Origin of the sequence: Companilactobacillus baiquanensis (assembly GCF_003946605.1) — a bacterium.
Classification (GTDB): domain Bacteria; phylum Bacillota; class Bacilli; order Lactobacillales; family Lactobacillaceae; genus Companilactobacillus; species Companilactobacillus baiquanensis.
Window position 1 is genome coordinate 1 of the sequence record NZ_RHOQ01000001.1, and the last position, 26,019, is coordinate 26,019.

The 26,019-nt window shown below is 33.8% G+C and carries 24 protein-coding genes and 1 tRNA gene; 18 read left to right on the forward strand and 7 right to left on the reverse strand.

The window, feature by feature from the left end; all coding sequences use genetic code 11:
- The first annotated feature begins 248 nt into the window (after window positions 1-248).
- Window positions 249-1,604, forward strand: coding sequence for a type I glutamate--ammonia ligase (glnA, locus tag EKM77_RS00005; protein WP_125591391.1), 1,356 nt, complete (start codon window positions 249-251; stop codon window positions 1,602-1,604).
- Window positions 1,605-1,657: 53 nt separating this feature from the next.
- Here glnA and EKM77_RS00010 read toward each other — a convergent pair whose 3' ends face one another.
- Window positions 1,658-1,978 carry a DsrE family protein gene (locus EKM77_RS00010; RefSeq protein ID WP_125591393.1) on the reverse strand — a complete coding sequence of 107 codons (321 nt, stop codon included), beginning with the start codon at window positions 1,976-1,978 and terminating at the stop codon, window positions 1,658-1,660.
- Between the two features lie 133 nt (window positions 1,979-2,111).
- On the opposite strand from EKM77_RS00010, the gene EKM77_RS00015 reads away from it, so the two are divergent.
- The gene (locus EKM77_RS00015; protein WP_125591395.1) at window positions 2,112-2,564 is read left to right on the forward strand and encodes a MarR family winged helix-turn-helix transcriptional regulator; all 453 of its coding nucleotides are present in this window, start codon (window positions 2,112-2,114) and stop codon (window positions 2,562-2,564) included.
- A 1-nt stretch (window position 2,565) separates the two neighbouring features.
- On the forward strand, window positions 2,566-3,078 hold the full coding sequence (locus tag EKM77_RS00020; RefSeq protein ID WP_164507672.1) for a GNAT family N-acetyltransferase: 513 nt from the start codon (window positions 2,566-2,568) through the stop codon (window positions 3,076-3,078).
- Window positions 3,079-3,102: 24 nt separating this feature from the next.
- Here EKM77_RS00020 and EKM77_RS11100 read toward each other — a convergent pair whose 3' ends face one another.
- Window positions 3,103-3,237, reverse strand: coding sequence for a hypothetical protein (locus EKM77_RS11100; RefSeq protein WP_263852881.1), 135 nt, complete (start codon window positions 3,235-3,237; stop codon window positions 3,103-3,105).
- Between the two features lie 94 nt (window positions 3,238-3,331).
- Here EKM77_RS11100 and EKM77_RS00025 point away from each other — a divergent pair, with 94 nt between their 5' ends.
- Entirely contained in the window at window positions 3,332-4,084 is a 753-nt protein-coding gene (locus EKM77_RS00025) for an NADPH-dependent oxidoreductase (protein ID WP_125591399.1), read from the forward strand.
- 217 nt (window positions 4,085-4,301) lie between these two features.
- Here EKM77_RS00025 and EKM77_RS00030 read toward each other — a convergent pair.
- Window positions 4,302-4,372 (reverse strand) — tRNA-Gly (locus tag EKM77_RS00030).
- 156 nt (window positions 4,373-4,528) lie between these two features.
- Between EKM77_RS00030 and EKM77_RS00035 the strand changes: the two genes are divergently transcribed.
- The 4 genes from EKM77_RS00035 (at window position 4,529) to EKM77_RS00050 (ending at window position 9,394) form a co-directional block, all read left to right on the forward strand.
- Entirely contained in the window at window positions 4,529-5,008 is a 480-nt protein-coding gene (locus EKM77_RS00035; RefSeq protein ID WP_125591401.1) for a hypothetical protein, read from the forward strand.
- 483 nt (window positions 5,009-5,491) lie between these two features.
- Window positions 5,492-6,529, forward strand: coding sequence for an ornithine carbamoyltransferase (argF, locus tag EKM77_RS00040; protein WP_125591402.1), 1,038 nt, complete (start codon window positions 5,492-5,494; stop codon window positions 6,527-6,529).
- A gap of 249 nt (window positions 6,530-6,778) precedes the next feature.
- The gene (argS, locus tag EKM77_RS00045) at window positions 6,779-8,464 is read left to right on the forward strand and encodes an arginine--tRNA ligase (protein ID WP_125591404.1); all 1,686 of its coding nucleotides are present in this window, start codon (window positions 6,779-6,781) and stop codon (window positions 8,462-8,464) included.
- A 9-nt stretch (window positions 8,465-8,473) separates the two neighbouring features.
- A complete protein-coding gene (locus EKM77_RS00050; RefSeq protein ID WP_125591406.1) occupies window positions 8,474-9,394 on the forward strand; it encodes a prenyltransferase in 921 nt (306 codons plus the stop codon).
- A 98-nt stretch (window positions 9,395-9,492) separates the two neighbouring features.
- Here the strand turns inward: EKM77_RS00050 and EKM77_RS00055 are convergent, their stop codons facing one another.
- Window positions 9,493-9,825: a winged helix-turn-helix transcriptional regulator gene (locus EKM77_RS00055; protein WP_125591407.1), complete on the reverse strand. Its 333-nt coding sequence runs from the start codon at window positions 9,823-9,825 to the stop codon at window positions 9,493-9,495.
- A 112-nt stretch (window positions 9,826-9,937) separates the two neighbouring features.
- Between EKM77_RS00055 and EKM77_RS00060 the strand changes: the two genes are divergently transcribed.
- The 3 genes from EKM77_RS00060 to EKM77_RS00070 all read left to right on the forward strand — a co-directional run bounded on the left by EKM77_RS00060 (window position 9,938) and on the right by EKM77_RS00070 (window position 11,901).
- Entirely contained in the window at window positions 9,938-10,663 is a 726-nt protein-coding gene (locus tag EKM77_RS00060) for an SDR family oxidoreductase (protein WP_125591409.1), read from the forward strand.
- Between the two features lie 72 nt (window positions 10,664-10,735).
- The gene (locus tag EKM77_RS00065) at window positions 10,736-11,164 is read left to right on the forward strand and encodes a hypothetical protein (protein WP_125591411.1); all 429 of its coding nucleotides are present in this window, start codon (window positions 10,736-10,738) and stop codon (window positions 11,162-11,164) included.
- Window positions 11,165-11,268: 104 nt separating this feature from the next.
- Window positions 11,269-11,901 carry an NUDIX hydrolase N-terminal domain-containing protein gene (locus EKM77_RS00070; protein ID WP_125591413.1) on the forward strand — a complete coding sequence of 211 codons (633 nt, stop codon included), beginning with the start codon at window positions 11,269-11,271 and terminating at the stop codon, window positions 11,899-11,901.
- On the opposite strand, the gene EKM77_RS00075 is transcribed toward EKM77_RS00070, so the two are convergent.
- Window positions 11,898-12,716, reverse strand: coding sequence for a helix-turn-helix domain-containing protein (locus EKM77_RS00075; RefSeq protein ID WP_125591415.1), 819 nt, complete (start codon window positions 12,714-12,716; stop codon window positions 11,898-11,900). The genes EKM77_RS00070 and EKM77_RS00075 overlap by 4 nt on opposite strands.
- A 69-nt stretch (window positions 12,717-12,785) precedes the next feature.
- Window positions 12,786-15,311 (reverse strand): isopeptide-forming domain-containing fimbrial protein, encoded by a 2,526-nt coding sequence (locus EKM77_RS00080; protein ID WP_125591417.1) that lies wholly within the window; start codon window positions 15,309-15,311, stop codon window positions 12,786-12,788.
- Window positions 15,312-15,526: 215 nt separating this feature from the next.
- Here EKM77_RS00080 and EKM77_RS00085 point away from each other — a divergent pair, with 215 nt between their 5' ends.
- The 4 genes from EKM77_RS00085 (at window position 15,527) to EKM77_RS00100 (ending at window position 21,405) form a co-directional block, all read left to right on the forward strand.
- Window positions 15,527-16,420: a zinc-binding dehydrogenase gene (locus tag EKM77_RS00085; protein WP_125591419.1), complete on the forward strand. Its 894-nt coding sequence runs from the start codon at window positions 15,527-15,529 to the stop codon at window positions 16,418-16,420.
- Between the two features lie 249 nt (window positions 16,421-16,669).
- Window positions 16,670-18,391 carry a collagen-binding domain-containing protein gene (locus EKM77_RS10990; RefSeq protein WP_125591421.1) on the forward strand — a complete coding sequence of 574 codons (1,722 nt, stop codon included), beginning with the start codon at window positions 16,670-16,672 and terminating at the stop codon, window positions 18,389-18,391.
- Between the two features lie 151 nt (window positions 18,392-18,542).
- The gene (locus EKM77_RS00095; RefSeq protein WP_125591423.1) at window positions 18,543-19,538 is read left to right on the forward strand and encodes a tRNA dihydrouridine synthase; all 996 of its coding nucleotides are present in this window, start codon (window positions 18,543-18,545) and stop codon (window positions 19,536-19,538) included.
- Window positions 19,539-19,677: 139 nt separating this feature from the next.
- A complete protein-coding gene (locus EKM77_RS00100; protein WP_125591425.1) occupies window positions 19,678-21,405 on the forward strand; it encodes a hypothetical protein in 1,728 nt (575 codons plus the stop codon).
- Here the strand turns inward: EKM77_RS00100 and EKM77_RS00105 are convergent.
- Complete coding sequence (locus EKM77_RS00105) at window positions 21,402-22,280, reverse strand: RluA family pseudouridine synthase (protein ID WP_125591427.1); 879 nt, start codon at window positions 22,278-22,280, stop codon at window positions 21,402-21,404. The two genes, EKM77_RS00100 and EKM77_RS00105, sit on opposite strands and share 4 nt — an antisense overlap.
- An 85-nt stretch (window positions 22,281-22,365) precedes the next feature.
- On the opposite strand from EKM77_RS00105, the gene EKM77_RS00110 reads away from it, so the two are divergent.
- From EKM77_RS00110 to EKM77_RS00120, 3 genes are all read left to right on the forward strand, one after another.
- A complete protein-coding gene (locus tag EKM77_RS00110) occupies window positions 22,366-24,435 on the forward strand; it encodes a PBP1A family penicillin-binding protein (RefSeq protein ID WP_125591429.1) in 2,070 nt (689 codons plus the stop codon).
- A gap of 9 nt (window positions 24,436-24,444) precedes the next feature.
- Complete coding sequence (locus tag EKM77_RS00115; RefSeq protein WP_164507674.1) at window positions 24,445-24,792, forward strand: YlbF family regulator; 348 nt, start codon at window positions 24,445-24,447, stop codon at window positions 24,790-24,792.
- A gap of 70 nt (window positions 24,793-24,862) precedes the next feature.
- The gene (locus EKM77_RS00120; RefSeq protein ID WP_125591431.1) at window positions 24,863-26,017 is read left to right on the forward strand and encodes a metallophosphoesterase family protein; all 1,155 of its coding nucleotides are present in this window, start codon (window positions 24,863-24,865) and stop codon (window positions 26,015-26,017) included.
- The last annotated feature ends 2 nt before the right edge of the window (window positions 26,018-26,019 follow it).

The window sequence follows — 26,019 nt, forward strand, 5'->3', positions numbered from 1 at the left end:
ATGACTTACGGCGTAGGCATAAAGGCATTCATCAACCTGATTAAAATCAGGAGATTTCTGCCATAATGTTTATTAAACTTTAAAAAAATTTGTTCAAGTTCTTTAATCTTTAGTACAATTTATAGGTACAATTAAATTAGTTTTAAAATTCGTATTTATATATTTGACAGTCTAATGTCAAATTGGTATTATCGTTCTATTATTAAAGAACACCAATAGCAAGGGCGTTAATTAATAACTCGCTAAAAATGGTATATACAATAGGAGTGGTAAAAGTGCATAAGTATTCTTCTGAAGATATTAAAAAAATGGTTGCTGATGAGAACGTAGAATTTCTATGTTTGATGTTTACAGACATCAATGGAATTATTAAGAACGTTGAAGTTCCCGTTTCTCAAATTGATAAGGTTCTTGCAAACAAGATCACTTTTGATGGTTCGTCAATTGATGGATTTACAAGAATAGAAGAAAGCGATATGTTATTGCATCCCGATCTATCAACATGGCTAATTTTCCCATGGGGATCAGAACATGGTAAAGTCGCTAGATTGATTTGTGACATCTATACAACTGATGGCGAACCTTTTGCAGGGGATCCTAGAGTTAATCTTCAACGTATTATTAAGAAAATGAAAGACATGGGTTACAGTAATTTCAATATTGGACCTGAGCCAGAGTTCTTCTTATTTAATACAGATGACAAAGGAAATCCAACATTACATTTGAACGATGATGGTAGTTATTTCGATTTTTCTCCAGTTGATCTTGGTGAAAATTGCCGTCGCGATATTGTTTTAGAATTAGAAAAGATGGGCTTTGAAGTTGAAGCAAGTCACCACGAAGTAGCACCTGGACAACAAGAAATCGACTTTAAGTATGAAGATGCTCTTTCTGCGGCTGATAGTATCCAGATGTTCAAATTAGTCGTTAAAACAATTGCTAAACAACATGGACTATATGCAACATTTATGCCAAAACCACTACAAGGAATCAATGGTTCCGGAATGCACATTAATATGTCACTATTTGATGGTGATACGAATATCTTTGATGATGAAAACGATAAATTGTCACCTATTGCTAAACAATTTATGAGCGGTATTTTAAAACATGCACGTGCACTAACAGCCGTTAATAATCCTACAATTAACTCATATAAGAGATTAGTTCCTGGATTTGAAGCACCAACATATATTGCTTGGTCAAGTAAAAACAGATCTCCATTGATCCGTGTACCAGCTGCTAAAGGTAAGTCAAAACGTGTTGAGATGAGAAGTGTTGATCCAACAACTAATCCATACTTAGCAATCGCAGCGATCCTTGATGCCGGACTAGATGGAATCAATAGCAGTTATGAACTAGTTCCAGAAGTTAAAGAGAATATCTATGAAATGACAGAAGAAGAACGTGCTGCAGATGGCATCATTGACCTTCCTTCAACATTGCATAATTCATTAAAGGCATTACGTAAAGATGAGTACGTTCAACAATCACTTGGCAAAGGACTTACAAATAGTTTCTTTGCTGCCAAGAATGCTGAATGGGCACAATATCAACAAACCGTTTCTCAATGGGAACGTGATACATATATGCCACTATATTAAAAATTAAAAAAAGATCGATAATTCCCAGACGAATTATCGATCTTTTTGTGTTTTTAAATAGTTACTGTATTATCTGACCAATCGACCATATTTACGCAATCGATCATTGTAGAAATTGGACATTCTGTTGAATCCTCACGGTGTCTACTCTTGATGCAAGTTCCACAAGCTAAGATTTCTCCACCATTCTCAAGGAATTCATGCATTTTTTCACTAACATCAAACTTTTCATCATGGATGTCCTCAACTTCAACACCTTCACCCATTAAGAAAATTTTAACTTCGTGACCTTGACCAAGTGAAGCAATAGCTAATCTAAAGCCATTCCATGCCTTTTCGTGCTCTTTAGTTTCTAAAATTATTCCTAGTTTCATATTGCCCTCCAAATATGTTAACGTTTTCACTTTCTATCATAGATTATTATTATTCGATGGTCAAATGGATTTTTAGTTGCAAATGCAACAAAAAGTGTTTATAATAAATCCATTCTTAAAAGAAGGTGACTAAATGCCAGAAATATTGCGATCTATTGGGGTTATTGCACGATCACTAGATTCAATCAGTAACATTGAATTTAAAGAAATCGAGTTGACGAAAGGTCAATACCTCTATGTTGTTAGGATAGGCGAGAATCCAGGAATAATTTTAGAAGATTTAGCAAATATCATTAAAATCGATAAAGCCACAGCTTCAAGAGCACTTCAAAAATTGGAAAAGAACGGTTTTATCGAACGAAAAAATGATGAAATCAATAAGAAAATCAAAAAATTATATTTAAGTGAAAAAGGTAAGGAAATCTATCCATTTATTAAGCGTGAAAATGAACATTCTAACAATAAGGCTTTGCAAGGTTTAACCAATGCTGAAAAAGATCAGATCAAAAAGTTACTGTCCAAAGTTCAAAAGAATATCGAATCGGACTGGGATCTAGTTAAAAATGGTGGAAAGAGGATTTATTAATATGGAAAAAATAGTTGATTGTAATTTGTCAGATTTACAAGCTTTGAGTGATATTAGTGTTCAAACGTTTTCTGAAACATTTGCCAAAGATAACACAGAAAAGAATATGAGTGAATTTCTGCATGATTCATACAATAATCAAACTTTAAAAGACGAGCTAGAGGATGATAATTCTCGTTTTTATTTTCTATTACATGATGATAAAAAAGTTGGATATTTGAAAATTAGATTGAAAGCCGATTTAGTAGATTTTGAAAACATTTTGGAAATTGAAAGAATCTATTTGCTAAAAGAATATCAAAATCATGGATGGGGCAAATTATTGATGAATTATGCACAGGATATGGCGGTTAAATTAAAAAAAGACGGTATTTGTCTAGGCGTTTGGGAAAATAATTTTAAGGCACAAAGATTTTATGATCGACAAGGATTTGTTAAGATTGGTTCGCATGATTTTAACTTGGGAGATTCGAGACAGACAGATTTTACTTTACTAAAAAAATTTGACCATTAAAAAAATCGGCATACGCCGATTTTTTTACATGTCGCATTTGTTGCTTAATAGACAATGTATTTCTTGATATAATTTTACTAATAAGTAGATTCCACCAGTTACAATTGAAGCAATAAACAACCATTGGTATGATTTTGCAGGTTTATTAACTTTTTCCATCTTAATTCTCCTAAAATGTTTTAACTTAACTATACTATCAATATGTGCAAAAATATATATCATGATACAAAATAATTTATAGTGAGGAAAATACATGGATAAGTCAGATAATAAAACGATTGAGGGCCTTTTAAAACACGTTTCAGTACGTTCTTTTACAGATGAACAATTAGACGATGAAACAGTAAAACAACTTGTAACAGCCGCTCAATCAGCCTCAACAACAAGTTTTCAGCAATCTTATTCAATAATTGATGTAGTCGATGAAAATATACGTGAAAAAGTAACCCAGGCAGCTCGTAATCAGCGTTTTATGAATCAAGGAGGACGTTTATTTGTCTTTTGTGCAGACCTAAGTAGAAATAACGAAATGGCAAAGAAATTAAATCTAGATGTTTCTCAGACAATTGAGGGAGTAGACGCAACCTTAGCAGGAACGATCGATGCAACATTGGCCGCCCAAAATATGGTTATCGCCGCGGAATCTATGGGTCTTGGAGTCTGTTTTATTGGTGGAGTTAGAGATAATATTCAAGTTGTGTCTGATCTTTTAAATATTCCAGAACACGTCTTTCCAGTATATGGATTGGTCATTGGCCATCCTAAAGGAAAATTAAATGATATTAAACCAAGACTGCCATTTGAAGCTGTTTATCATCAAAATAAATATGATGCAAAAATTGATGTAGTTGAAAGTTATGATAAGCAGACGAATAATTATTACAATAAAAGATATGGCCGACAAACAGATCGTAGTTGGGCTAAAACTGCCGTTAATAGTTTGATCAAGTTACCAAGGTCATTTATGAAAAAGTATCTTAATAGTCATCATTTGAGTGAGCATTAGGAGAGTCTAAAAAGGGCCACGACAATTGTCGTGACCACATGTATTCTTATTCTTTATTCCAATGTATTAACTTATGAATATTTATTGCGATTGAAAAAATATTTAAAATTGATGATATTGAAAGTAAAATGATGATTGCTTTTGTTTTGTTTGATTTCATTTTAATAAGACCACCTTATTGACATATATTCATAGCTAATAAAGCATATTTTTGATAAGCGAACTACGAGAATCGAACTCGCGACACTAGCTTGGGAAGCTGGCATTTTACCATTAAACTAAGTTCGCATTTGCTACAACTATTAATTATACAACAAAGTATTACAAATTAATAAAAAATTCGTAAATTTGACAGGAAATTGTGTAATATAAATTGATTTTTATTCCTGATTACAATAGAATCAAACATGATGAATGATTTTAAAGAGCATCGAGGAGAATAATATGAAAAAAACATTAGTTACATTGATGGCTGCTATCACTTTGATGGGTGGCTTCACAACTGTTGCTACTGGTTGTTCAAACGCAAGTACAACTCAAAAGAAAGATGTCCACTCAGCTAAAAAAATCACAAAGTCAGAGATCAAAGGTCATGACTATGTTGGTGTAAGCAAGGACAACAAGGACGAGTACATTACTTTCTTCACTGGTAAGGATAAGAAGGATGTTAAGTATTTCCGTGTAAACAAAGATGGCTCAAAGAAAACAATCACATATTTCCAAAAGTCTAAGTTAGTTATGAACAAAGACAACAAGAAGAAGTTTAAGATCACTGGTTTCAGAATTATTGCTGAACCTGACTTCTCATGGAAATTTACTAAAGTTGGTAAGACAACAATTAAGACTCCAGACGGTCAAAAGTGGAAGTTATACGAAGGCAGTCATAAGAGTGTTGTAAAACATGTTGAAAAGAGTGCTAAATAATAAATTGTAAAATTGGGGTGTGATATTCACATCCTTTTTTGTATTACGATTTTATTATTGAAACGCGCAACATATGGCAGAGACCTCCGCTTATCTACGAATATCGAACAATTGAAAGTACACAATTATTCGATATTCTAGGATATGCTCAGTATCTAACCGCCATATGTTGCGCTCTTTTTGTAAACTTTTAAATTGCATCTTCACTGGTTAGCGCTTACAATTAAAATATCTTAATGAGGCTGAGGGTGATTTGCAATGTTTAAATTACAAACTGGACTAGGATCGTTAATTGGAACAATTGGTGGCAATATATTAAGTGAAATTTTTATTTGGCGTGATAAAGCCTTGAAGAAATAGGCTATTAGAACATTCTAAAGTTAGAATGTTCTTTTTTTGTATGGATTTATTAAAATCTTTGCGTTATCATTACAGGCAGATTTTAACTTTATGAAATTATTTTTAATTTTAGGAGGATATATTATGGCATATCAAGGACAAGAATCATCAGTATTTCAAGGCAGAAGCTTTTTAAAAGAAAAGGATTTTACTCCAAAAGAATTGGAATATTTAATTAATTTAGGATTACATTTGAAATCTTTAAAGAAACAAAATATTCCTCATCATTATCTTGAGGGCAAGAACATTGCTTTACTTTTTGAGAAAACTTCAACAAGAACACGTTCATCATTCACAACGGCAGCTGTTGATATGGGTGCACATCCAGAATTCTTAGGTTCACATGATATTCAACTTGGCAAAAAGGAAAGTGTTGAAGATACAGCTAAAGTTTTAGGCAGAATGTATGATGCAATCGAATTTAGAGGTTTCAAACAAAAGACAGTTGAAGATTTGGCAAAATTCTCTGGTGTTCCAGTTTGGAATGGTTTGACTGATGATTGGCATCCCACACAAATGATTGCCGATTATATGACTGTTAAAGAAACTTTCGGAAAGATCAAAGGTATCACCTTAACATTCGTTGGCGATGGTCGTAACAATATGGCCAACAGTTTCTTAGTTGCCAGTGCAATGTTGGGTGTTAATATTCATATTTTGGCACCAAAAGAATTATTCCCAGAACAATCAGTTATCGATACTGCCAAGGGATTCGCTAAAGATTCTGGTAGTGAGATCTTAATTACTGACGACATCGACAAAGGTGTGAAAGGTTCAAATGTTATTTACACAGATGTTTGGGTATCAATGGGTGAAGAAGATAAGTGGGACGAAAGATTAAAACTTTTAACACCTTATCAAGTAAATATGGACATGTTAAAGAAGGCACAGATGCCGGATGATCAATTGATCTTTATGCATTGTTTGCCTGCATATCATGATACTTTAACAACGACAACTCATGATGTTTACGAAAAGTACGGTATAACTGAAATGGAAGTAACCGATGAAGTATTTAGAAGTAAATATGCTCGTCAATTCGAGGAAGCTGAAAACAGAATGCATTCGATCAAAGCTATCATGGCAGCAACATTAGGCCACATGTTTATTCCTGAAGTGTAGAATTAAATTGTAATTAATTTTTCTTTGTGCTAATATACTTATGCAAAAGAAGGATTAATTAATCTAATGATTCTAAGCGAGATCAGATGTTGGTGAAAGCTGATCGTATCAATGATTAAGTCGCACCTTTTTAAACAGTTAAATACTTTTTGAGTGGATATTTATCAATTAGAGTGGTACCGCGGGAATTCTCGTCTCTTTCAAATTATTTTATTTGAAAGAGGCGTTTTTTATTTTGAGGAGGACTTTATGAATTCAAAGAAACAGATTGTAGAAGCCTTGGCCAAGGTTTTACCAGCAGAAATTACTGCTGAACAAATTACAAAATTAATTGAAAAACCTAAAACATCAGATTTAGGTGACTATGCATTTCCAACTTTTATTTTAGCTAAAACAATGCATAAAGCACCAAATATGATCGCCGAAGAATTAGTTGGACAGATGGATCAAACAGGGTTTGAAAAAATCGTTAATACAGGCGCATATATTAACTTTTTCTTAGATAAAGCAGCATTTTCAGATGCTATTTTAAAAGAAGTTTTAAAAGAACAAGATAATTACGGTAATCAAAACGAAGGTAGTGGTAATGTTCCAATCGATATGTCATCACCTAATATTGCTAAACCAATGTCTATGGGACACCTTCGTTCAACTGTGATCGGTAATTCGATTGCCAAGATCTTGACTAAACTAGGATATTCACCAATTAAGATCAATCATTTAGGTGATTGGGGAACACAATTTGGTAAATTGATCGTTGGTTACAAGATGTGGGGTTCAAAAGAAGACGTTGAAAAAGATCCTATCAACAATCTTTTGAAGTATTATGTTCGTTTCCACAAGGAAGCCGAAGAAAAGCCTGAACTTGATGATGAAGCTCGTGCTTGGTTTAAAAAAATGGAAGATGGCGACAAAGAAGCTCTTGCATTATGGACATGGTTTAGAAGTTTATCATTAAGTGAATTTCAAAAGATTTATACACGTTTAGGTGTTGAATTCGATTCATTTAACGGTGAAGCTTTCTATAACGACAAGATGGATGCTGTTATTGATACTCTTGAAGAAAAGAATTTGCTTAAAGAAAGTCAAGGTGCTGAAATCGTTGATCTTTCTGATTTAGACCTTTCACCAGCCTTGATCAAAAAGACTGATGGAGCAACACTTTATATCACACGTGATTTAGCTGCTGCGATTTATCGTAAGAATACTTACAATTTTGTGAAATCACTTTACGTAGTTGGTAGTGAACAATCTGAACACTTTAAGAAATTAAAGGCTGTTTTGAAGATGATGGGTTATGACTGGTCAGATGATATTCACCATATCGAATTTGGTTTGATCACAAATGGCGGTAAGAAACTTTCTACTCGTAAGGGCCGTGTCATCTTATTGGAAAATGTTTTGAACGACGCTGTTGATCTTGCTAAAAAGCAAATTGAAGAAAAAAATCCTGACTTGAAAGATAAAGATCAAGTTGCCGAATCAGTCGGTGTCGGTGCGGTTGTTTTCCACGATTTGAAGAATGAAAGACGTGACAGTTTCGACTTTAACCTTGAAGAAGTTGTTCGTTTTGAAGGTGAAACAGGTCCATATGTTCAATATACAAACGCTAGAGCTTTGAGCATTCTAAGAAAAGCCGGTGATGTTGATTTTGATGGTGATCTTACATTAGCCGATCCAGAAGCTTGGGATACTTTGAAGATGATTCAAGAATTCCCAGAGATCTTATCACGTGCCGGACGTATTTACGAACCATCAGTAATTGCCAAATATGCTTTGAAATTAGCAAAGAGTTTCAATCAATATTATGCACATAGCAAGATTTTGACAGAGGATGATGGGCGAGTTGCTAGATTGGCACTAGTTAAATCAGTAACGATTGTATTGCAAATCTCCTTGGCACTGCTTGGTGTTAAGGCTCCAGAGGAAATGTAGAACATAGTTATGAATCGAAAACTTTTCGTTGAATTATCGGAAATTAGGACCACTGTACTTGATTTTGCTTGGCTAGTATTAGCAGCCAGTTATTCTTATTTAAATATTGGTAGATTCGATATTATAAATGGAATTTTAGGATTTATCACAGTATTTTTTATTCACATAATTATTAATTTTCATAATAACTATATGGATTTTCGCCATTCTAAAAGTGAAGAATATCGTAAAAAAATCAGTACCATCGGTGTTAATCGTGAATCATTGGTAATAGTCAAAAAATGGATGTACGGTTTGACCATTTTTCCATTATTGATTGGTGCATTTCTGGTTTATCGGACTAATTGGTGGACACTTTTGATCGGGATTATCTGTGTTCTCATTGGTTTATCATATTCAGCAGGACCAAAACCATTGAATTCAACAATGTTTGGATCGTCAGTGGTGGCTATTGCCATTTCCATATTGATTCCAGTTGTCTACGTCTATCTAGGGACAGTAACTAGTGGAAAATTGACTTCCAGTGCAATTATTAATGCGATCATAGTTTGTTTGCCGAATACATTTGCTATGTTTTCAGCACAATTATGTAATGATACTTGTGATTTGGAGGCTGATAAGAAAAATGGTCGTCATACATTAGTTACCAAGATCGGTAAAACTAATGCCTTGAGTTTGTTTAAAGCTAGTTGGTGGTTAACATTCTTGTTGATCCCAATACTAGCGGTTTTAAAGGTAGTACCTTACATTACAATGATAGCCGTGCTACTTTATCCCAATATTTGGGACAATTATCATCCTTATTTAAAGGAACAAGTTAAAAAGAAAACTTATCCTTTAGTTATGAAAGCTGTTGTAAAATTGGTCAATACATATGTTTTCTTAGTTGCTGTCGGGGCGATTATTAAACTAGTTAAAGCAATTTTATAGTAGTAATCAAAGAGATCACTCCTAAGATTTCTTTCGTGTAATAATTAAAAATGACCGTAATCCAAAGTCGGATTGCGGTCATTTTTTTAGTATTTAAATTAATTGCACAGTGTTTGTTTTAATTTTGAAGTATCTATATTAGCCAGTCCCCAATCACAAATTGCATCAACTACTGGGATAAGTGACTGTCCTCTTTTAGTTAAATGATATTCAATATGCAAAGGTTGTTCGTGAAAGTCTATTCGTTTGACTAATCCATCGTTGATCATTTGTTGGATTTGTTCCGATAAGATTTTGTGAGTCACAGGATCGAGATTTCTCTGCAAGGCATTGAAGCGGGTATGCGGGTCAGAATTTAACTCGTATAAAATTCTGATTTTCCATTTACCTCTAATTAACTGCATTGTTGCATCGAATTCATTTTCGTACATATTTAAAACTCCTGCCTGCCCAGTAACTAAAAAGTGCGTACTAGGAAAATAATTATCTCAGTCTATAATATTAATTCGTAATCGTCAAATTGATTTAATAGGAGATATATAAATGAAAAAATTAATCGTAATTACCGGTGCCAGTTCTGGGTTTGGTGCTGAAATGGCCAAAATATTTAACGCTGATGGTTTTCCATTATTGCTACTAGGACGTCGAACTGAAAAAATTGAGGCATTAGGCTTGAGTGGTGAAATAATAATCAGACATGCTGATGTAACTGATCAAGATGAATTGTCAAAGGTTATTAAGGAAGCAGAAAATGTTTATGGACCAGTGGACTTACTAATAAACAATGCTGGAGTAATGTTGTTAGGAAATATTTGGAAACAATCATCTAGTGAATGGCAAACAATGCTTGATACTAACGTTATGGGTGTCCTGAACGGTATGCAGGCTGTTCTTCCTGGTATGAAAGATCGTCAACATGGAACAATTATCAATATGTCATCAATTGCTGGATTTAAGGCTTTTTCAAATCATGCAGCCTATGTTGCAAGTAAGTTTGGAGTTCATGGTCTAAGTGAGACGATCAGACAAGAAGTTTCTGGTGAAAATGTACGTATTATGTTAGTAGCACCAGGTGCCGCGGAAACGGAATTATTAACTCACGTGACCGATAGCAGTGCTCTAAGTGAATATGAAGCATGGAAAAAATCAATGGGCGGCATTACGCTTGACCCGAAACATGTCGCAGAAACAGTGAAGTTTATGTACGATATGCCACAGGAAGTTAATATTTGTGAGATTGATATTGCAGCAACTAGACAAGATAGTTAATTAATTGTTATTGCTAGTTCATGGTGGTTCAATGAAGTTGACAGATCTATCGAGTCACAGGAGTAATGAATTATGAAAAAAATATTTAAGATCTTGTCACTGTTATTGTTGTTATTTTTGGTAGGATGTTCAGTTGAACCTTCGAGTGAATCAAATACTAAGAAACAGGCTGTAAATTATCAAAGTTTATCTAGACATGATAGACGGGATGTATCCTTTCAGTTTCACAAATCAAAAACAACATATAATTATGCAGTTAATATGACCGTTAAAAATAATTCAAGTAGAGATATTAGATTCTACTTAACTAAGTTTGCTATTCTGAATTCTAATAATCCTGATGTCAAAGTTGATTCTGATTCCAAAAAAATTATTGTTGTGGAGCCTAACAGTGAAGTAACTGTTAGAAATTTGTTTGAGCATGTATCAAGTGCGCTCTTCAATGGACCGAGTGGATATTATTATTTGAACAGTAATTATCTATTAGCAAATTTAAAGTAATAATTTAATAAAGTATATTTTTGTATATCGCTTTTGCTATATGAATCGTTATTTTAATGTAGGATAATTTTAATAATGAAATAAATTGGCAAAGGAGATAGATTATGAGTGATTTAAAAATGATGATCCAGCAATTACAAGCAATAGCTCAATCAGGACAACATTATACTAAAGATGTTTTTGATCATGAAAGATATAATCAATTAGAAGCGGTAGCCAAAAAACTATCAGCTGAATTAACTAATGCTACACCTAAACAAATGGATATTTTCTTTGATTCAGATAACGGATATGTCACTCCTAAAGTTGACGTTCGAGCAGTAACTTTTAATCATGAGAATAAGATATTGCTAGTTCATGAAAAAATGGAAGATACTTGGTCGATCCCTGGAGGATGGGCCGATATTGGATATACCCCAAGTCAAATTGCAATTAAAGAAACGCGTGAGGAAGCTAATATTCATGTGACTCCGAAGCGTCTTATTGCGGTAAAAGATATTCAAATTCATAATTATGAGCAAAGAAATCTAAATTATGTTTATAAACATTTCATTGAATGCGTGCCCGATAATGATCAACTTAATAGTGTTGATAATTCTGAAACTAGTGATGCAGAGTATTTTACTTTGAAAGAAGCTTTGAAGTTAAATTTGTCGCTTCACCGTAATTTACCCGAAGATATTGAATTAGCCTTTAAATGCCACGAAAGTGACGTTTGGCAAACAGTTTTTGATTAGTTGAATTCAAAGATTTTTTCATTAAACAAATCTGTAAAAATCTTCGATCTAGTTTGCGAATCTAGCGCCAGATCACCTTTATTTTCAGCTATCAAAACTTTGGCAAATAAATAATACAAATTTGCCAACATATAATGAGAATTATTTTTAGTAGCAAAATCGATGCCTTGATTGATCCAATTAAGTGCATCGATATTTTTTCCCATTAAAATATTTGCATACGCCGCTAAATAGAAAAGTATGATTTGGTTGTCTTCAAAATGGACTTCATTAAATTTAATAAAAGCATTATTTAAGTAGTCTAAGTATTTTGAATTTTTCCTTTTTGCATAAAGAACAGCCATTGAAATAAAGATCAAGCGATCCAAGGTGGTCAATGCGATAGAGTGGGGATGTTCAGACATTGCCAAATTTAAATTATATTCAAACTCGTCTAAATCATTGTCTGCCTGCAAATAAGCGATACTCAAATAATAGTAATAGGCTTTTTGCTGACTGGCTTTAACTTGTGCAATCGTATCGTCTGATAAAAGAAATTTTTTTAACTCAATGTAATTGTGATCGTTACATAATTTTTCAAGTTTTTGATTAAAGCTATTCAAAGAACTTATTTGATAATTACTACTAAGACTAAGCTGATCTATATTAATTCTTAGTCTTTTGCATAACAAAATTAATATGTGTGAATTGGGGATATATTTTCCTTGTTCAATAGAAGAAAGCATGGGCTGTGAACAAATATTTTCACAGGCTTTTTTTTGTGATAAATGCAAGGCGATTCTTTTTTCTTTTAGAGTTTTACCCAAATTATCCATATGTTTTCCTAAGTAAACTAAATTTTGGTATAAGTATAGCAATTTAAAAGTCTAATTAATATCGCCTATTTACAATGTATCTGCAATTGACCAAGTAATAATACCGTTATATTCTCCGGCTTGGCTATTGCCAGGCACACGTAATTGCCATTTATTCGTATCAACATAATTAGTTAAATCAAGATCATCATATGATCCAGCAAAACCATCAGAATTGATTGGGATAGGCGCCGTTGACAGTGGTTGCCAAGTATTTCCATCAGTTTGAGCTTGATTAATTAGTAGTGTATGCCCATCATCTTGAACTAGTTTATTACCATTACTAGAAAGAGAGTTATCACCACTGCCGTCATAACTAACGTTTACTTGAAATGGTGTATCCGAAGTATGACTAACTCGTAATTTACCGATGGTACTGATATTTTTTAAGAGACGATCAGTATTCAAACTATGAACAGTACCAAATTTAATTTGGGATGGTACTTCCTTGAATGAAGTTGTTCTTGGATTCTTAACATCCACTATGGCGGGTTCTTCTGTGTCTGTACGGTAGTTCAGATTACCACCGTCAAGAAAATATATTAGAGTGGATTTGTTGGAAATTGAAGATTCAGGTGTGTCTTTTTTAACTTTGGCTTGGAAAGAAATGGTATATGTTACGCCATTAGTAAGATTCCCAAGTGGGAAGTATAGTCCGTCATCACCGGGACCACCATTCCAGGTAACACTATTAGGTACTACCTCTAAGCCATCTGTTCCAAGTGTATTATAAAAACTTGTATTAGTTACAGTACTAGATCCATTGCTAACAAAGTTGACTTTATAATCAATAATATCTCCGGCTTTAGCGTCAACTCTGTTAGTGAAAGTACCATTAGGATCATCAGTATTATTTCTTAATTGTTCCGTGAACCGGTATTTAAAACTTGGGGTTTCCACAGGTATTTTGACACTATCAGTAAGTGTTATCGAATCATCTTTACCACTATTATTACCAGTCACACTAGCCTTGTTGATCAAATTTCCACTGGAGTCTAAGTTATATGGAGCAGTGTTATTGATAGTTGCCTCAAAAGTTAACACCCCAGTTGTTCCATCTTTAATAGCTAAATTAGGATCGTAGTCTATCGAATTGTCTTTAATACCAACTGTTGAAGGATCAAGCGTTAATCCTTGTGGCAGAACATCTAAAAGATGATTTATTATCCAAGTCGAGTCATAACCGTCATTTGGGACTTTAATTGTGAACTCTAATTTATCATTTACCTGATTTGTACCGTCTGAGCGGTTTAAATTTTTATATGTCATTTTCATTGAAGGTATAGAAATTCCCTTAATAGTTGCTCCAATTTTAGCAGAAAATCCCTTTATCTCACCTGCTTTTATGGATACTTCAGGCCATCTTAATGTATATGCAGAATCCTGCTTTCCATCACCATCAACGACATCATATTCTTGTCCGGCAAGAGTAGTGCGTAAAAGATTGGTATCCAGTGCAGTATCAGTGTCACCATTTTGTGTTGAGGTGGGGTTTGAAGCCCAGGGAAGAGTAGGGCTAGATATTGAAGGAGCATTTCCACTGCCGGTTTTACCCTTAACACCCCAATTACCAGGGTTAGTTAAAACTCTACCCATAAAATCCTTAAATCCATTATTGACATCATTAGAAATAAACAATTTTGAAGCGGGATCGTATTTGTCTCCGTTTTCATCCACCCCGCTTAATAGATATAAACCTTGTTTATTACCCATTGAGTACATTGGGACATTATCCACAGCTTGGGAAGAATCATTGTTTGGATCAAGACCAGTATCTTCGCCATAAAATACTTGGAATTTTTTCGCGGAATTTGCGTTATATATGTACAATTCACGCCGGACGATAGGTGCACCACTAGGATCAGCTTTTAAAACTATTTCTACATAGATACTTGATTTTGCATAGTAACCGGCTAATTTATATGCTGGTCTTCCGTTGGCATCTGATCCTTTGAAGAATAGTTTGGTACAACCATTATATGTACTAGAAATAGGAACTAATTTTGCAAGAATATTGGAAGAACTGTAGAATTCTGAGTCTAGATTACCAGTAGGTAAAGCAAAATCAATTGAGGTATCTGAAGCCGTTTGAGGTGTACCTCCATCACCAATATATGAGTTTTTTCCTTGATGTAAAATACCGTAGTATTGGCCATTTATATCTAAGAAAATATTAACCTTTGAATTAGTAATTGAAGGTGCGCTACTATTTGGACCTAGAACGGCATTAGTAACAGTACTTTCCTGAGTAATAGTTGTATCACCGCCAACTACTTTACCGGTAGCATCACGTGCAGCACCAAAAGTGTAGCCAAGTGACACATTGCCCCCAATAGGAATTCGCCCGATTTCATTAGGTGGTTGACCAGGTTGCAAGTCCCAATTATCTATGCCATCAAACTTTGCCATACGATTAGCACTATCAAAAACGGCTGAATTTGTTATAGAGGTCATAGCGGCATTGACAATTGTATTGAATTGATTAGAAATCAAAATTATTGAAATGTTTATAAATAATGCAAGAAATATTTTAAAAATAGCCTTAATTAATCTCATTTTTATCCCCCTGTGGTTATGGAATGAATAGAAATAATTTAACTGATGTTATTTACAAAAACTCTCTCACATTAATTATAAATCATAATAAATATATTTGTATCCTATATATCATGTTATTTTTTATGAAAATTGAATCTACTAATATAAGAACTCTTATTATCTTGAAAAATTGTTTCTTGTTATATTTTTGGTGAACAAAAGGAGAGATTATCATGCAAGCAATTATTCAAGATTCGTTTAATGGAATTGAAGATTTAAAAATCAAAGAAATTGCCGATCCGAAAATAAGTCCACTGTCGGTTTTGGTAGAAACCAAATATACACCGGTCCTGCCTTATGATTGGCGAACGGAATCTGGTGAATTACAAAATATCCGTCCGTTAAGATTACCGATCATTATAGGGTATGGGTTTGGCGGAATTGTTAAAAACGTCGGCAGTTTGCGGAGCAGTAAATTAATTGGTCAAAAAGTAATTGGAGCATCAATGTCTGGTTCCAACAGTGCATTAATAGATTCAAAAATACCGCCTTTGCTGTTTAAAGTCCCAGATAAAGTTGATCTATCAAAAGCGACAACGATTATCGGTGGTGCTGATGCGGCATTAGGAATAATTAATAAATTACAAGTTAAGGCGAATGAAAAAATTTTGATTACCGGTTCTTCAGGCGGGATAGGAACTTATTTGATTCAATTGCTAAAGCTTAAAAATGTACAAGTTGTTGCGCTAGGACATAGTTCTAACCTTGAATTTTTAAAGAAGATTGGAGCTGATCAAGTCATTGATTATTCATCCAATGTATTAAAGCAGCTGTTAAACCATAAGGATATTACTCAGATAGTTGATACGGCCGGAAATATTAATCTGCTTAAAATTATTTCTGAAGTTTTCCCAGATAGAAGGATATTTTCAATAGCGAATGACCAATTTGGACAATTCATTCAGCCTCGTATTTTTCCTAAAGATTATGAAAATCTATTAAATATGCTATCGAGTGGACAATTACAGGCATATATTCAAAATATCTTTAATTTTAGGGATGTAAGAACAGCACAAGCCTTATCGAAAAATCATCATTCGCAGGGAAGGATCCTATTAAGTTATTAGAGGTGGTCTTATGTTTGAACATTTGATAGTAATGTTTTTTAGTTCTTACTTGGTAATTCAAGCCTTGAGAATTGGAATAATCATCGTTTTAGTCTTATATTTTAGAAAAAAATTTAAAAACTATATTTAATGAAGAAACTGGAAATTAGAAATTAATTTCCAGTTTTCGTTGTGTTTAAACGTGACAAAGTTACAAGTAAATTTATAAAATATAATTATAATAAAAATCATGAAAAAGGAAGTGAAATTATGAAGCGAAGAGTAATTATGACGGCAACAGGTTTATCGATGGGAATTGGGTTGGCTAAGTCAGTCATCTACGCTCCCATGTTACCTAGTCTTGTGAGAACTAGAAAAATATATGCGGAAACTAATATAGATAATTTGCAACAAAATTTCAGCATTCAAACTAGAGCTAATAATGCTGATGTGAAGGATGGCTTGACCGTTGATAAGGACTTTCCGACGGCACCGCTTAACTTATTAAGTTATGCAGCCTACTTTCATATTTTTGCTGAATCAGCTCACTTAACAGCACATACTCACGGTAATTTAGCCGTCGGTGTGTTAAGCGGAACATCCAATTTTGGAACTGGTATTCATGAAGGTACTTTGGAAAGAGATATTCATTACATTCAAAATTTAAGTTCAATCGCTAACAGTTCGTTTATAGATAAAAATGATAATAGAGAAAACAAAGTTGTTTTTGGTAATGGTTTAAATCTTGATGTTTCAGGAACCACTATGACGGTGAATGGAATTAGTTTGGATCATTTAACTAAAGATGAAATTTATCAAGACAAAGATGATAATAAATATATTGATTTTGATACAATTTTTAAATTTCTAAGCGTACAATCAAGTGAGTTGTCACAGATGGAAAGTTATGGAGAAAAACTTACTAGAGCGGATTTTCCAAATGAAAATAATCGTGTGATCAACTTACGAGACTATACTCCGAATGCTGACAACGAAATCGTGATCAATATTTCTGCTGATGTTTTAACGCTTGATCGTCCGTTAACAATTGATGGCATAAGTGATGAAGTTGACGGTACAACTGTAATTATTAATGTTGATAATGAGGGTGATGATAACATTGATATGCGAGCACCCATTAAGATTAGATATAGTAACGGGGAGTATAGATACAACAAAGAAACAGATAAATTTGAGGACAATCATTTACTGTGGAATTTTTATGACAGTACATCAGAAGACAACTTATTCTACGGTTTGATTACGATGAATGCGACTTTTCAAGGAAGCGTCTTAGCACCTAAAGCTGATATTGTTGTTGAACAAAATTTAGATGGTAACATTGTAGCTAAAGTCGTTAATATTAAGGGTGGAGAGACTCATAGATGGGATCTTCAGGACGGTTCAAGGGAGGTTACTACTTATCCAGATCCGGATCCAACGGACCCAACAGATCCAGTAGATCCGACAGATCCAGTGGACCCAACAGACCCAGTGGACCCAACAGATCCAGTAGATCCAACAGATCCAGTGGACCCAACAGACCCAACAGATCCGGTAGATCCAGTGGACCCAGTAGATCCGACAGATCCGATAGACCCAACAGATCCAGTAGATCCAGTGGATCCAACAGACCCAACAGACCCAATTGATCCAGAAGACCCATTTAGACCAGAAACAGATGGTGGCGCGGAAAATCCATTCCCAGAGTTAACACCAGATCCTGAAAAGGAAGAAAAAGATGAAAAAGAAACTACTCCAGATACAGTTAAAGTGGAAAGTGCTTCAGAAAATCCTCTGAAAGCAACTAGAGTAGAAGAATTAACAAAAGAAGTAAGTACACCAGTTACTACACCAAATACTTCAGTGACTCAAGCAAGTAGTGAAGGATTTCTACCTAAAACAGGATTGTCCAGAAGTGGAGTTTTGGGAATTTTAGGAGCATCCCTGCTGGCAATCATTGGTACATTTGGATTTAGACGTAAGCGTTAATATTCGAAAAAAGATGTGACGAAAGTCGCATCTTTTTTGTATCCTAAGTATGGATTATTTTACAATCTTTAGATTAAAAACTTGCGTTAACTAGTAAGACATCGGTATAGTTGATAAGTTATAATTAACTATTTTGATTGGAGATGAGATTGTGACCCAGTCACCTTACTGGAATCGCATCGCAGAAAAGGCAAAAAAAGAGAATCGGCCATTTTTTAGTCTGGCGCCAATGGAAGCTGTAACTGGTTCGGTTTTTCGTCGTGTAGTTGAAAGAGCTGCATCACCAGATGTCTTATATACTGAATTTACTAATGCACTAAGTATTACGCATCCTAAAGCTAAAGAAACGACTAAAGGCAGATTATATATCGATTCCAAAGAAGATCCTAAGCCAATCGTTCAATTGTGGGGCAATAATTTTGAGGATTTCGCTAAAGCTGCTAAAGAAGTAAAAAAGCAGGGCTACGAAGCAATCGATGTTAATACAGGTTGTCCTGATATTGCGGTAATTAAAAATCATAGCGGAAGTGATTTGATCCGCCATTTTGACCGTGCTAAAGAAGTTATCGAAGGCGCACGTCAGTCAGATCTTCCTGTAACGGTTAAGACTAGAATCGGTTATAGCGAAGTGGATGAATACAAAACTTGGATTCCATTTTTGTTAGAACAACAAGTTCCAGTTTTAACGGTCCATGTTAGAACTCGTGAGGAAATGAGTAATGTTCCGGCCCATTATGAATTGATCGATGATCTAGTTAAAATGCGTGATGAGATTGCACCAGATACTCTTTTACAAATTAATGGTGATATTGCTGACTATCAAGCAGGGATGAAACTTTATCACGAACATCCTGGAATTGACGGTATTATGATCGGACGTGGAATTTTTACCAATCCTTTTGCTTTTGAAACAACCGCTAAAGAGCATTCAACGCATGAATTGTTAGGGTTATTGCGCTACCAATTAGATCTATACGATCAGTTCGTGGCTATGGGAATCCCTGGTCATTTTGCACCATTACAACGCTTTTTTAAGATCTATGTCCGTGGTATGAAAGGAGCATCTGCAATCAGAAATGATTTGATGCAAACTAAAACTACCGATGATGCACGTAAGATTATTGATAGGATCGATATTGGAAAATAAAAAAATGAACTTGTGACTTTGTCGCAGGTTCATTTTTTTAGTAGAGATTATAAAAATAATTTGTAGTTAATATTGGATTTATTTTTCACTTTTGTTTAAAATTTGTTTAAACAAATTGTAGATAAAGATGTGGAATTTTATGAATAAATTAATTAGAAAAAATTATTTCATTCTGTCACTTTTCATTTTGATCAGTATCGTGTTAATTGCTTTAGTCGATTGGCATATTGGATATATTTTTGCGACAGGTGATTATCATTACCACCTTGACCGAATTGAGACATTGGCGGGTTCAATGAAACATTTTGATTTCTGGCCCAAAGTTGATGGTCATTTTATTGGCGGTTATGGTTATGCATCAAGTCTTTTTTATCCAGATATATTTTTATATTTACCAGCTTTATTGAGAGTATTCGGTGCCAGTCCGGTGATCACTTATTTATTTACATTATTTTTGATCAATTTAGCTACGCTTTGGGTAGGGTATACTGCCGGAAAGAGAATGTCCTTTTCCACCAAAAGAGCTTTATTGTTCACACTTATTTATACTTTAAATCCTTATCGCTTACAGACTTTATACAGTCGTCAAGATCTTGGCGAGTTATTAGGACAAATATTTTTTCCACTAGTATTGTCAGAATTAATGAACTTTAAAAATGGATATTTTAGACAATGGTACGTATTAGCGTTTGCCATGATAGGTATAGGCTGTTCACATACGATTTCTTTATTTATGGCAATTATCTTTGTCGCAATGTACGTTATTTTGAATGCTAAATACTTTTTGAATAAGAAAAAAATCGTTGCTCTTATTAAAGCAGCTTTATTAACTATTGGCGCAACGGCAATGATATATTTACCCATCCTTGAACAAATGTACGGGCAAAAATATGCACTGACGACTGATCCGTTGATCAATATTGTAGGACAAGTATTTCCTGCATCGGATTTAGCTAAGAATTCTTTGCTGAATTCTGTTTTTCATGGCGATACAGTGAATATTGGGGTCATAATTTTTGTAAGTTTAATTGTTTATACGATTTATAACTTTATTAAAAGAAATAATTTAGATTTAACTGTTATTGCGTTATTTTTACTTTTTGCCTGTACGAATATTTTTCCATGGCATTTAATGAATCACTCAATTTTTGCGGTTATTCAGTTTCCATGGCGCTTCTTCTCAATTATTTCCTTAATAACAGCTTATTTGTTAGTAAATGATGACTTACATCTATTTTCTAAAAGATATTTTACATATGCCTTCTTGGCACTTTTGGCAATTTTTACGTTTAGTTTATCTCAACAAACTGTTGCCCAATCTAAAGAAAAGCTAGATAGTTATTCTGATTTTAATCAAATTGATAGTTATTATATTGGAGCTGGACATGAATATTTACCAAGTCAGGTTAATTATTCAGAGATCAGACAACATAAAAATCGTGTTCTTGATTATAATAAATCTGATATTTCTATCCAAAATCCAACGATCAATCGTCAATATATTGCCTTTGATTTCAAGACACTCAAAAAATCTGCAAAGATCCAATTACCTTTAATTTATTATAAAGGCTATCAAAGTGAGGTCTATGGTTCGGGCGAATCCACTGTACCTAAAATATCAGCACTAGGATTGGCAGAAATAAATCTAAGCGGTAGTGGTATGGTCAAAATTCAATACGATCATACATTGATTCAAAAAATTGGTCTATTTATATCAGGGATAACTTTCTTGTTAGTATTGTTGCACTTCCTAATTAATAGGAGAAGATACCGAGTTTCAGTTGTTAACCAAGTACCGATCTTTGCTTCACCAGGTTCTCCAGGTTACGTTTTTGTTTATCGAATTGTAGAAAAGGTGAAAGATTAATCACTTTTCGTTATGATGTTTGGTGCTTGCACTTGAACAACTTTAGTTTGCGTGGAAAAAGGGATTTGGTAACTTAATTTATAAGCAAATAGCTTTAAAGGTCCGGTTTTATGGTTGGAATTATACAGTGGATCATTGACGATTGGCCAACCTTGATTTGACAAGTGCACTCGCAATTGGTGAGTTCTCCCAGTGTATAATTTCAAGTCGATCAAAGCTTGTTTAGAATTTTTACTAAGTAGATGATAGTCTGTTTTGGCATTTTGACCATCGTTTCTAACCATTCTTTTTCGTTTGTCGTTAGGATCAATCCCAATCGGCTGATCAATTGTTCCAGCAGTATTGATCGGTTGGTTGAGGTCTACAACTGCAAGGTATTCTCTTTGTAAAATCTTACTGCTAAGCTGACGATTAAATATTGGAACTAGATATGGTGTTTTTGAAATGAGAACTAATCCAGAAGTTTCTTGGTCAATACGATGAACCATGTAGGGATGTTGGTTTTTTTGACTTAAATAACTTTCAGCGTCATTGAACAGTGTATCGTTTTCACGGTTTAAGTTAGGGTGAGTCTTTTGTCCAGCGGGTTTATTGACAACTATTATGTCGTCATCTTCATAAGCTATATTGAGTTTACTGTGACCAGGCAAGTATTTTTGTAAATTTGTTCTAGGAGAAAAATCAAAGTTCATAGTTACAACATCTTTATCTTTAACAATCGTATTAAAAGTTTGGTAGCTTCCATTGATCAATACTTTTTGTTCTACTCGTAAAAAATGCTGCCATTTTTTTGGGACTAGCCATTTTTTGAGTAGTTCACGTACTGATAATTCCTCTGATCCAACTTGATTATAGACAACTTTTTTTTGATACATTTATTTACCTCTGGTTAAGATTTTAATTGTAATTCAAAAAGTACGCAATTATATGATAAAATTTGTTCTTACAGAGGTATGTAAGATGAATAAGAATAATAGGTTTTGGGAATGGTTAAAACCAAAATTAGCCATTGTTTGGGCCTTCATAAGAAAATATTGGAAGAGATTCCAAATTACTCGTTGGTTAATTTTACTTTTTCTAACGTTAATTTTAATACTTAGTTCCTTTTGGACTTTTAAAGCCAAATCAGCTGATGTTGAAAATTTGCAATCGTCATTACAAACAAAGACGACGGTGGTTGATAAAGATGGGGATGACGCTGGTGAATTATATGCTAGTAAAGGAACCTATGTCAGTTTAAAGAAGATTTCACCAAATATACAAAATGCAGTTATTTCAACTGAAGATCGTACATTTTGGACTAATCCAGGTTTCAGTATCAAAGGATATGCCAGAGCGGCTTTAGGATATTTGATTCATCATGGAATTACCGGTGGTGGTAGTACCTTGACGCAGCAATTGGCTAAAAACGCCTTATTAACTCAAAAACAAACTCTTTCTCGTAAAGGTGAAGAATTGTTTTTATCAATTGAAATTAATCGTGTTTATTCCAAAAAAGATATTTTAACAATGTATTTGAACAATACTTACTTTGGTAATGGTGTCTGGGGTGTTCAAGATGCTTCAGAAAAATACTTTGGTAAAAGTGCTAGTGAATTGAATCCGGGTGAAGCAGCTGTTTTAGCAGCTACTTTAAAGGGTTCTACCATGTATAATCCAATCAATAACTATAATAATTCCGAATCAAGACGTAATTTGATCTTGGACTTGATGGTTCAAAATAATAAGTTGTCAGAATCACAAGCTAAATATTATCAAAGCCAGCCAATTAATTTGGATGATAATTACAATGATGGTAATTCTTATAAATATCCATATTTCTTCGATGCAGTAATTGCTGAAGCCGTTAATAAATATGGCTTAAAAGAAGACGATGTTTTAAACAAGGGTTACAAGATCTATACAACGCTGGATCAAAGTATGCAAAAATCAATGGAAAATTCGTTTGATAATAGCAATTTGTTCCCAGCTAATGCTAGTGATGGTACTGCTGTTCAAGGAGCTTCTATTGCTGTCGATCCTAAAAATGGCGGAATACTAGCGGTAGTTGGTGGTCGTGGTGACCATACATTTAGAGGCTTTAATCGTGCTACTCAAATGAAGCGACAACCCGGTTCATCGATCAAACCGCTTGCTGTTTATACACCAGCTTTAGAGAAGGGGTATAGTTACGATTCAGAACTTCCTGATCAAGTAACAAGTTTTGGTAAAAATAAATACACTCCAACCAATGCTGATGGATTGTACCAAGATGAAATTCCAATGTATAAAGCTTTAGCACAGAGTGAAAACGTTCCGGCTGTTGCTTTATTGGATAAAATCGGTGTAAAAGCTGGTGTCAATTCAGTCGAGAACTTTGGTATTAAAGTTCATAAAAACGATCAAAATTTGGCATTAGCTTTAGGTGGTTTGGAGACTGGTGTTTCGCCAATGCAAATGGCAAGAGCATATACGGCCTTTGCCAATGAAGGTAAATTATCAGAGACACATTTTATTACAAAAATTGTTGATTCAACAGGAACAGTAATTGTAAATAATACCGATACATCTAATAAGCAAATAATTAGTAAAGATACAGCTAAAGAAATGACAAGTATGATGTTAGGTGTTTATAACGAAGGTACAGGTAAAACAGCTAAACCAGCAGGATATAAGATCGCTGGTAAGACTGGTAGTACCGAAGTTCCTAATTCATATGGTTATCCAGGAACTAAGGATCAGTGGATGATCGGTTATACACCTGATGTAGTTGTTGCTAGTTGGATCGGATATGATAACACTGATAAGGATCATTTCTTGTATGGTGTCAGCGAAACAGGAGTGTCATCATTATTTAAGAATGAAATGAGTAATATTTTACCTAATACTGATAATACTTCCTTCAATGTTAAAGATGCATCAGATATTGCCAACGAAGATAGTGGAAGTAATAATGACAGTTCAACAAATTCCTTCCAAGATGGAGTAAATACCATTAAAGATAAGGCTTCGGAATGGTATAATGATATTAAAAGTTTTTTTGGTCAGTAGGAGGACAACATGATTAATATTTATGATAGTGCCAATCAATTAGAAGAAGATTTAAGAAAGACACAAGAGGTTGCCGACTTAAAACTTGCTTTTGAGGCTGTTAAAGCTAATGATTTAGCTTTCAAGCTATTCGATAAGGTTCAAAACAAACAATTTGAACTACAACAAAAGCAAATGGCAGGTCAAGAAATAACTGATGAAGATGTTGAAGCAATGCGTCAATTAACTGACCAACTTCAAAACTACACAGAGATTCAAAACTTGATGGAAAAAGAACAAAAGATGAATTCCATGATGGAAGAATTAAATAAGATCATTTCAAAACCAATTGCTGAAATTTATCAAGGTGAGAAATAAATTTACTTATCCAAAAAGTCCGGTATTTGCTTAGCAAATATCGGGCTTTTGTACTTTTAAAGGAGTTATTATGAAATTTATACATGCTGCTGATCTTCATTTGGATACACCATTTTCAAGTATTAGTAAATTTTCCAAACAGTTACAAGAAAATTTAAAACAATCGACGTATACTGTGGCTAAAAAAGTCTTTAAAACAGCTATTGATCAACAAGTAGATTTTATTATTTTGGCAGGAGATACATTTGATGACACAGATCGATCCCTTGAAGCACAGATGTTTTTGCGTGATGAATTTGAGCAACTAAATAATTTTGGTATTAAAGTTTATTTAATTTATGGAAATCACGATTATTTTAGAGATAATTTTTCTGTAATAAATTTCCCCAATAACGTAACTGTTTTTGGCAAAGATGTCTCAACTGCCGAACTTATTGCTGACGGTTTACATGTTGGTATTACTGGATTTAGTTATTACCAGCAACACGTTAATCAAAATGTCGTCGCCACGTATCCTAGTCACGGTAACTTTGATTATCAAATAGGTATTTTACATGCTGGAGTTATGGATAATAATTACTCTCCTTTTAAAATTTCTGATCTATTATCAAAAGGATACGATTATTGGGCACTAGGTCACATCCATAAACGAGAGATCCTGCATGAATATCCTTATATTATTTATTCAGGAAATACTCAAGGGCGTAATCAAAACGAAACAGGAATTAAAGGGTTCTATTTATTAGAAGTAAAAAACAAAGTAACTACTGCTAAATTCATTCCTAGTTCAGTCTATACTTGGCAAAATAAAAGCCTCAATGCCAGTGAGGACGAAACCATTGATAGTTTGATTTTAAAAATTAAAAATTTATTGTTAGATAAAAACAACTTGGTCACGATAGATATAAATAACGCTCAAAAATATGCCGCTGACGTTGTTAAGACAATTGATCGTGGAGAATTGTTAACACAATTTAAAGATAGTCCAGCAATTTTATATAAAATAAATTTAAAGTATGGTCGTAAAAGCAATCTGTCTGAAATTGACCAAAAATATTGGAATGAAAGTAAAGAAAAGACTTTCGATTTAAATGAAATCAAAGACTTAGATAGTCGATTATATGGTAATGAAGTTTTAAGAAAGCATATCAATCAGCCTGAATTTCTTTCCCACATGGAAGAACTGGTACAAAATACGATCAATAAGAAATATAACGGAGAATAAGT

Coding starts and splice junctions, on each gene's coding strand:
- glnA (WP_125591391.1), top strand. CDS start 249: ATGGTATATACAATAGGAGTGGTAAAAGTGCATAAGTATTCTTCTGAA.
- EKM77_RS00010 (WP_125591393.1), bottom strand. CDS start 1,978: ATGAAACTAGGAATAATTTTAGAAACTAAAGAGCACGAAAAGGCATGG.
- EKM77_RS00015 (WP_125591395.1), top strand. CDS start 2,112: ATGCCAGAAATATTGCGATCTATTGGGGTTATTGCACGATCACTAGAT.
- EKM77_RS00020 (WP_164507672.1), top strand. CDS start 2,566: ATGGAAAAAATAGTTGATTGTAATTTGTCAGATTTACAAGCTTTGAGT.
- EKM77_RS11100 (WP_263852881.1), bottom strand. CDS start 3,237: ATGGAAAAAGTTAATAAACCTGCAAAATCATACCAATGGTTGTTTATT.
- EKM77_RS00025 (WP_125591399.1), top strand. CDS start 3,332: ATGGATAAGTCAGATAATAAAACGATTGAGGGCCTTTTAAAACACGTT.
- EKM77_RS00035 (WP_125591401.1), top strand. CDS start 4,529: ATGAAAAAAACATTAGTTACATTGATGGCTGCTATCACTTTGATGGGT.
- argF (WP_125591402.1), top strand. CDS start 5,492: ATGGCATATCAAGGACAAGAATCATCAGTATTTCAAGGCAGAAGCTTT.
- argS (WP_125591404.1), top strand. CDS start 6,779: ATGAATTCAAAGAAACAGATTGTAGAAGCCTTGGCCAAGGTTTTACCA.
- EKM77_RS00050 (WP_125591406.1), top strand. CDS start 8,474: ATGAATCGAAAACTTTTCGTTGAATTATCGGAAATTAGGACCACTGTA.
- EKM77_RS00055 (WP_125591407.1), bottom strand. CDS start 9,825: ATGTACGAAAATGAATTCGATGCAACAATGCAGTTAATTAGAGGTAAA.
- EKM77_RS00060 (WP_125591409.1), top strand. CDS start 9,938: ATGAAAAAATTAATCGTAATTACCGGTGCCAGTTCTGGGTTTGGTGCT.
- EKM77_RS00065 (WP_125591411.1), top strand. CDS start 10,736: ATGAAAAAAATATTTAAGATCTTGTCACTGTTATTGTTGTTATTTTTG.
- EKM77_RS00070 (WP_125591413.1), top strand. CDS start 11,269: ATGAGTGATTTAAAAATGATGATCCAGCAATTACAAGCAATAGCTCAA.
- EKM77_RS00075 (WP_125591415.1), bottom strand. CDS start 12,716: ATGGATAATTTGGGTAAAACTCTAAAAGAAAAAAGAATCGCCTTGCAT.
- EKM77_RS00080 (WP_125591417.1), bottom strand. CDS start 15,311: ATGAGATTAATTAAGGCTATTTTTAAAATATTTCTTGCATTATTTATA.
- EKM77_RS00085 (WP_125591419.1), top strand. CDS start 15,527: ATGCAAGCAATTATTCAAGATTCGTTTAATGGAATTGAAGATTTAAAA.
- EKM77_RS10990 (WP_125591421.1), top strand. CDS start 16,670: ATGAAGCGAAGAGTAATTATGACGGCAACAGGTTTATCGATGGGAATT.
- EKM77_RS00100 (WP_125591425.1), top strand. CDS start 19,678: ATGAATAAATTAATTAGAAAAAATTATTTCATTCTGTCACTTTTCATT.
- EKM77_RS00105 (WP_125591427.1), bottom strand. CDS start 22,280: ATGTATCAAAAAAAAGTTGTCTATAATCAAGTTGGATCAGAGGAATTA.
- EKM77_RS00110 (WP_125591429.1), top strand. CDS start 22,366: ATGAATAAGAATAATAGGTTTTGGGAATGGTTAAAACCAAAATTAGCC.
- EKM77_RS00115 (WP_164507674.1), top strand. CDS start 24,445: ATGATTAATATTTATGATAGTGCCAATCAATTAGAAGAAGATTTAAGA.
- EKM77_RS00120 (WP_125591431.1), top strand. CDS start 24,863: ATGAAATTTATACATGCTGCTGATCTTCATTTGGATACACCATTTTCA.